Origin of the sequence: Micromonospora sp. NPDC049799, from assembly GCF_040656655.1 — a bacterium.
Lineage (GTDB): Bacteria > Actinomycetota > Actinomycetes > Mycobacteriales > Micromonosporaceae > Micromonospora.
This window is the reverse complement of sequence record NZ_JBFAMU010000649.1, coordinates 1-2,420: the sequence shown is the minus strand read 5'-3', so window position 1 is coordinate 2,420 and position 2,420 is coordinate 1. Positions and strand designations below refer to the sequence as shown.

The following is a 2,420-nucleotide window of genomic DNA, read 5'->3' as shown; positions in this document are numbered from 1 at the left end:
CGGGCGCGACCTGGACCGGCCCGCAGTGCCACCCCTGGGCGGGCGGGCAGGCCGGCGACGGCTGGGCGGCGCAGGGCAACATCCTGGCCGGTCCGCACGTGATCGACGCGGTCCGCGACGGCTGGTTGGGCGGGGCGTCGCTGTCGTTCCCGGAGCGGCTCGTCGCCGCGCTGCGCGCCGGCGATCAGGCCGGGGGCGATCGCCGTGGTCGGCAGAGCGCCGGGCTGCTGGTGGTCGAGCGCGACGGTGGGTACGCGGGCACCAGCGACGTCCTGGTGGACCTCCGGGTCGACGACCACCCCGACCCGGTCGCCGAGCTGGGCCGGCTGCTCGCGATCCACACTCTGCTGTTCAGCCGCCCCGACCCGGCGACGCTGCTCGACCTGACCGGCGCGGTCGCCGCGGAGGTCGCGACGCTGCTGGCGGCGCTGGGCCAGCCGGTCGACCCGGCGGCACCGGAGGAGGCGCTGGTGTCCTGGGCCGGGATGGAGAACCTGGAGGAGCGTCTGGTCCCGGGCAAGCTCGACCCGATCGTGCTGGACCACCTGCGCAAGACCGTCCCGTACGTCCCGGCACCCCGGACGGCGAGCGAGCCGACGCCCGCCCCCTGACCGGCGCTCAGGCGGCGAAGCGGAGCCAGCCGAAGCGGGCCGCGTCGACGGCGGCCCGCTCGTGCGCGGTCAGCGGGGCACGGCCGGTGGTCTTGCGGATCAGGGTCAGCCGGTCCCAGCCCAGCTCCGGCGGAACCGCCCGCCCGCCGGTGAGCAGGTCGGCGATCAGCGCCGCCGCGGTCGGGGTCAGCCACGGGTCCCGGTCCAGCGCCGCGGCCACGTCCAGGCCGTGCACCCCCACCTCCACCACCCGGGTACGGAGGAACTCGGTGAGCGCCATCGCGTCGCCGTGCCGGGTGCGCACCACCCGATCGGCCGGTGCCCGGTCCACCACGTCGAGGGTGGCCCGCCAGGCCCGGTCGAAGTCCGCTGCCAGCGCCGCCCCGTCGCCGGAGTGGGCCGCCCGGCGGCCCCCGTCGATCCGGTCGACGTCCACCGCGGGGCTGAACTTCGCGGCGCCGAAGTAGCCGGCGGCGTCGACCTCGGCGCGGGGCGGGGCGGGTGCGGCGAGCATGTCGACCAGCCGACCGGCTCCGGTCCGGACGTGTGCCAGCAGTTCCCGCACCGTCCACGGCGGGCAGCCGGTGGGACGGTCGAGATCGGCGGTGTCGAGGCCGGCGAGCACCTCGCCCAACCGCGCGCACTCGTCCCGGAACGCCGCGCGTATCGCCTGCATCCCGGTCCGGCCCGTCAGCCCTTGTAGCGCGGGACGAGCCGGTGGACGCTGGTCAGCACCAGGGCCATCACCACAGCCATGGTGCCGGCGATGCCGGCGGCGCTGCCGGCGTACCCGACGAGGAGTGGATGCCGGCCCAACTCGTCCGGCGCCACCCGGGGCACGTCGACCAGCCAGGTCAGCGCCAGCGCGGAGCCGGCGACGGCCAGCAGACCCCCCACGCCGAGGATTCCGGCGGCGACGCGGTGCGCGTCGGCCGACTCCACCTGCGCCTGCTCCCGCTGGGTGACCAGCAGCAGCAGGCCGGCGAGCGCGGCCCACACACCGACCACCAGGTACGCCGCCACCGCGTCGCTGGGCCGGTGCCAGCCCGCCGAGAGGGTGGCCACGCCGGCGATGGCCGCGTACGCGGTGGTCACGAACGCGCCGGCGGCGCGGATGGTGCGGGGCAGGACGAGCACCAGTGCCACCGCGACGGCGGCGGCGACCGTGGTGTGGCCGCTCGGCAGGCTGTTGCCGACGGCTGCCCGTTCCGGGTCGATGCCGAAGTCCGGCCGGACCAGCCCGTACTTGAGCAGTTGGGTGGTGGCGTTGGCGCCGACGATCAGCAGGGTGACGGTGACGGCCAGCGCGATGCGGCCCCGGATGAGCGCGATGAAGCCGATGACGGCGGTGACCGCGACCAGGGCGACCACGGACATCGCGTTGAGGACGGTGTTGACCGGGCCGTCGATGCGGTCCTGGCCGATCTGGTTGCCGGTGAGCGCCACCGTGTCGATCCACTGGCCCAGCTCGGAGTCGACGGCGAAGCGCCACACCACCAGAAAGGCGGCGGTCTGGGCGAGCGCCAGCACGACCAGCCAGACCGCGGTTGAACCCCTTGCCGTCACTCGCACCCGCACAACCTATCGGCCGCCTCCGGCCCGACGGCCGGTGGGAGGTGGCCGATAGGTTGGGTCTGACCTGAGGAGGTGACGGTGACCGGCACACCGGACCACGGAGCGCCACCGCCGCAGCCGGCGGAGTCGCTCGCCGATCTGCTGGGCGGGCGGCGGGGCGCGGTCGACGCGACTCTGCCGCCGGTGGCGTTCGCCGTCGGCTGGCTGCTCGGCGGGAACTCGCTCGCCGGTGGG

Annotated in this window: 3 protein-coding genes and 1 pseudogene; 2 read left to right on the top strand and 2 right to left on the bottom strand. The window is 75.7% G+C overall.

Features of this window, described 5'->3' with window-relative positions; translation table 11 throughout:
* Nucleotides 1-611 (top strand): DUF1028 domain-containing protein (locus AB0I76_RS27755; RefSeq protein ID WP_357041444.1); only part of this gene is annotated, 611 nt, incomplete at its 5' end.
* A 7-nt stretch (nucleotides 612-618) separates the two neighbouring features.
* Here AB0I76_RS27755 and AB0I76_RS27750 read toward each other — a convergent pair.
* Nucleotides 619-1,287, bottom strand: coding sequence for a maleylpyruvate isomerase N-terminal domain-containing protein (locus tag AB0I76_RS27750; RefSeq protein ID WP_357041441.1), 669 nt, complete (start codon nucleotides 1,285-1,287; stop codon nucleotides 619-621).
* 14 nt (nucleotides 1,288-1,301) lie between these two features.
* Nucleotides 1,302-2,189: a phosphatase PAP2 family protein gene (locus AB0I76_RS27745; RefSeq protein ID WP_357041438.1), complete on the bottom strand. Its 888-nt coding sequence runs from the start codon at nucleotides 2,187-2,189 to the stop codon at nucleotides 1,302-1,304.
* Nucleotides 2,190-2,264: 75 nt separating this feature from the next.
* On the opposite strand from AB0I76_RS27745, the pseudogene AB0I76_RS27740 reads away from it, so the two are divergent.
* Nucleotides 2,265-2,420: pseudogene (locus AB0I76_RS27740) on the top strand (DUF3159 domain-containing protein); the annotation flags it as partial.

Coding starts and splice junctions, on each gene's coding strand:
- AB0I76_RS27750 (WP_357041441.1), bottom strand. CDS start 1,287: ATGCAGGCGATACGCGCGGCGTTCCGGGACGAGTGCGCGCGGTTGGGC.